This is a genomic window from Dietzia sp. UBA5065 (assembly GCA_002415925.1).
Taxonomy (GTDB): Bacteria; Actinomycetota; Actinomycetes; order Mycobacteriales; family Mycobacteriaceae; genus Dietzia.
The window spans coordinates 1-3,497 of the sequence record DIAZ01000148.1; the positions used below are offsets into that span (position 1 = coordinate 1).

Sequence of the window (3,497 nt, forward strand, 5' to 3'; positions counted from 1 at the left end):
CCCAACAGGCCCGGGCCCCCGATCGCGACGAGAAGGCCGATGAGACCGTAGGCGAGGAACCAGTCCACGAGGAGGGCGCCGAAGCGGACCCCGAGCGGCGCGAGGGAACCCTCCCCCGATTCGGGCAGCCCCAGACGCTGCCCCTTGAACGTCTGCTCCGGACCGTCCCCGGTCGAGGTCGGACCGGAAAGCCATGATCCCGTTACGTCGCGCATGCCGTCCAGGGTAGCCGTGACCGACTTAATCCCCATGTCAGCGGTACCCCGCACCGGGCGACTAAGCTGGCCACATTGGGAGGGACACCCCCCGGCCCGTTGCGTAACACCGCCGAAACACTCGGTTGACGGCCGGGCAACACCTCGCCCATATCGTGAGGTCACCGCACGACGGGAGGCACCGGTCGCCCGTCGCACTGAGAGACGAGGAGCGACACGTGGCATTCTCCACTCCCGACGAGGTCATCAAGTACATCAAGGACGAGGGCGTCGAGTACGTCGACATCCGGTTCACCGACATGCCGGGCAACGAGCAGCACTTCTCGATCGCCGCCGCCGCGTTCAACGAGGACCTGTTCGAGGACGGCCTGGCGTTCGACGGCTCGTCCATCCGCGGGTTCCAGTCGATCCACGAGTCGGACATGATGCTGCTGCCGGATGTCACCACGGCGCGCCCCGACCCCTTCCGCAAGGCCAAGACGCTCAACATCAGCTGCTTCGTCCACGACCCCTTCACCCGTGAGGCGTACAGCCGCGACCCGCGCAACGTCGCGCGCAAGGCGGAGGAGTACCTGATCTCCACCGGCATCGCCGACACCTGCTTCTTCGGCGCCGAGGCCGAGTTCTTCGTCTTCGACTCGGTCCGATACGGCTCCGGCACCAACCACGGCTTCTACGAGGTCGACTCGATCTCCGGCCACTGGAACACCGGCGCCGAGTCCGAGGCCGACGGCTCGGCCAACCTGGGCTACAAGGTCCGCCCGAAGGGCGGGTACTTCCCGGTGGCCCCCTACGACCACTACGTGGACCTGCGGGACGAGATCTCCACCCACATGACCAACGCCGGTTTCGAGCTCGAGCGCCTCCACCACGAGGTGGGCACCGGCGGCCAGCAGGAGATCAACTACAAGTTCAACACCCTGCTCCACGCCGCGGACGACGTCCAGCTGTTCAAGTACATCGTCAAGAACACCGCGTGGAAGAACGGCAAGTCCGCCACGTTCATGCCCAAGCCCCTCTTCGGAGACAACGGGTCGGGCATGCACGCCCACCAGTCGCTGTGGAAGGACGGCAAGCCGCTGTTCCACGACGAGTCGGGTTACGCTGGGCTGTCGGACATCGCCCGCTACTACATCGGCGGCATCCTGCACCACGCGCCGTCCCTGCTGGCGTTCACCAACCCGACGATCAACTCGTACCACCGGCTGGTCCCGGGCTACGAGGCGCCGATCAACCTCGTCTACTCGCAGCGCAACCGCTCGGCCTGCGTCCGCATCCCGATCACCGGCAACAACCCCAAGGCCAAGCGCATCGAGTTCCGCTGCCCCGACTCCTCCGGAAACCCGTACTTCGCGTTCGCGGCGATGATGATGGCGGGTCTGGACGGCGTGAAGAACAAGATCGAGCCGCTCGCGCCGGTCGACAAGGACCTCTACGAGCTCCCGCCGGAGGAGGCCGCCGACATCCCGCAGGCCCCCACCTCACTGCCCGCCGTGATCGACCGGCTCGAGGCCGACCACGAGTACCTCACCGCGGGTGGCGTGTTCACCGAGGACCTCATCGAGAACTGGATCGCGTACAAGCGCGAGAAGGAGATCGCCCCGGTCAACCTGCGCCCGCACCCGCACGAGTTCGAGCTCTACTACGACTGCTGAGCCGGCACGTCCCTGAGACTCGGTAAACGCCCCGGCCACTGCGGCCGGGGCGTTTATGGTTGGGCCACGACCTGCACTCCACCAGGCGGGAGAGAGGAAGGGGCTGGACGCTGATGGACGCGGAGGATGTCGACTTCCGGAGTTCCTCCCCGCGGGCGAGACCTCTCAAGGTGGTCGCCGCCGCGTTGGACCCGGAGCACGAACCGGGGCCCACGCGGGAGGGAGAGGGCTACCCGGTCCTACTCAAACTGTCCCGGGTCGTCGACCCCGAGGAGGCGCGGTTGATCCTCGAACGGAACCCCTTCCTCCACGCCACCGCCGGCTCGCGCAAACTCATCGCCATGGACACGTCGGTGGAGACGCTGCGCGAGCAGAAGGACCGCCTCCAACTGCTCCTGGCGGAGGTCGAGGCGGACGCGCTCGCCGAGCAGGTCCGGCGCCGCTCGGAGGAGCACCGCGCCGCCGAGCACCGCGTGGCCGAACTCCGTCGGCGCAACGAGGTCCTGGGCGAGATCGACTGGTAATGAGGCGAAGTCGTGGGAGAGTTCACGGCATGACCTCATCTCACCGTCCGCGCTCGGTTGCCGGCGCCGCCCGGACCGCGGTGGATCATCCCGCCCTCGAGTGGCTCGCCCGCGCCGGGTTCGTCATGAACGGCATCGTCCACCTCCTCATCGGGTGGATCGCCATCCGGATCGCGCTCGGGTCCGGCGGGGGCGAGGCCTCCAACTCGGGCGCCCTGGCCGAGATCGCCGCGGCACCGGGCGGGCAGATCCTGCTCTGGGTGGGCGCGGCGGCCTTCGTCGCGCTGGGCGTGTGGCAGGCCGTGGAGGTGGTCCTCGGACCGGAGGAAACGTCCGACCGCGTGAAGGCGGGCGCCAAGGCCGTCGTCTACCTGGCGCTGGGGGTCACCACGGCCCGGTTCGCGTCGGGGGGTTCGAGCTCGGACTCCGAGACCGCCTCGGATGCCACCGCCGGGCTGCTCGGGTCGGGGCCGGGCAGAGCCGCCCTCGTCGTGGCCGGGCTGACGGTGATCGGTGTCGGCGGGTACCACGTCTACAAGGGCGCGGCGAAGAAGTTCGTCGAGGACCTCGAGCGGACCGGAGGCGCCAACGTGGGGCGGGCCCTCGTGGTGTCCGGGCAGTTGGGCTACACGGCCAAGGGCGTCGCCCTGGTGATCCTCGGCGGCCTCATCGTGGCGGCGGTGGTGACCGCCGACCCCGAGAAGGCCGGCGGGCTGGACGCGGCGTTGCGGACGGTCGGCGAACAACCCTTCGGGCAGGTGCTGCTCGTGGCCACCGGCATCGGCATCGGCCTCTACGGCGTCTACTCATTCGGCCGGGCCAGGTACGCCCGGATGTGAGGCGGGGGCGTCCTCCGGACGCGCCGCTCAGCCGAGTTTGGGGAAGTTGCCCGGGCAGTAGGTCCCCACGGCGGCGCCGAGGAAGAACCCCTGCTGCTCTATACCCAATCGGCCGTACTCACCGAGCCATCCGGAGACCTGGTCCATCTGTTCCCCACGGTCGAAGCGGCCGCACGCCTCGGCGGCGGTGGCCACCGGGTCCACGCCGGCCGGCAGGACGACGTCCTGCCGCTGCAGCAGGGCCGCGAAGTCGCCGCCCCCGGG

General features: G+C 69.0%; 4 protein-coding genes and 1 pseudogene. 3 read left to right on the forward strand and 2 right to left on the reverse strand.

The window, feature by feature from the left end; all coding sequences use genetic code 11:
• Positions 1-215 (reverse strand): annotated as a pseudogene (locus tag B4M60_RS12200) (RDD family protein); the annotation flags it as partial.
• A gap of 218 nt (positions 216-433) precedes the next feature.
• On the opposite strand from B4M60_RS12200, the gene glnA reads away from it, so the two are divergent.
• The 3 genes from glnA to B4M60_RS12215 all read left to right on the forward strand — a co-directional run bounded on the left by glnA (position 434) and on the right by B4M60_RS12215 (position 3,233).
• Positions 434-1,870 carry a type I glutamate--ammonia ligase gene (gene glnA, locus B4M60_RS12205; RefSeq protein WP_291084291.1) on the forward strand — a complete coding sequence of 479 codons (1,437 nt, stop codon included), beginning with the start codon at positions 434-436 and terminating at the stop codon, positions 1,868-1,870.
• A gap of 113 nt (positions 1,871-1,983) precedes the next feature.
• Positions 1,984-2,394 (forward strand): hypothetical protein, encoded by a 411-nt coding sequence (locus B4M60_RS12210; protein WP_291084294.1) that lies wholly within the window; start codon positions 1,984-1,986, stop codon positions 2,392-2,394.
• A 29-nt stretch (positions 2,395-2,423) separates the two neighbouring features.
• Entirely contained in the window at positions 2,424-3,233 is an 810-nt protein-coding gene (locus B4M60_RS12215) for a DUF1206 domain-containing protein (RefSeq protein ID WP_291084297.1), read from the forward strand.
• 27 nt (positions 3,234-3,260) lie between these two features.
• Here B4M60_RS12215 and B4M60_RS12220 read toward each other — a convergent pair.
• Positions 3,261-3,497: DUF732 domain-containing protein (locus tag B4M60_RS12220; RefSeq protein ID WP_291084300.1), on the reverse strand; the 237-nt coding region annotated here is incomplete at its 5' end.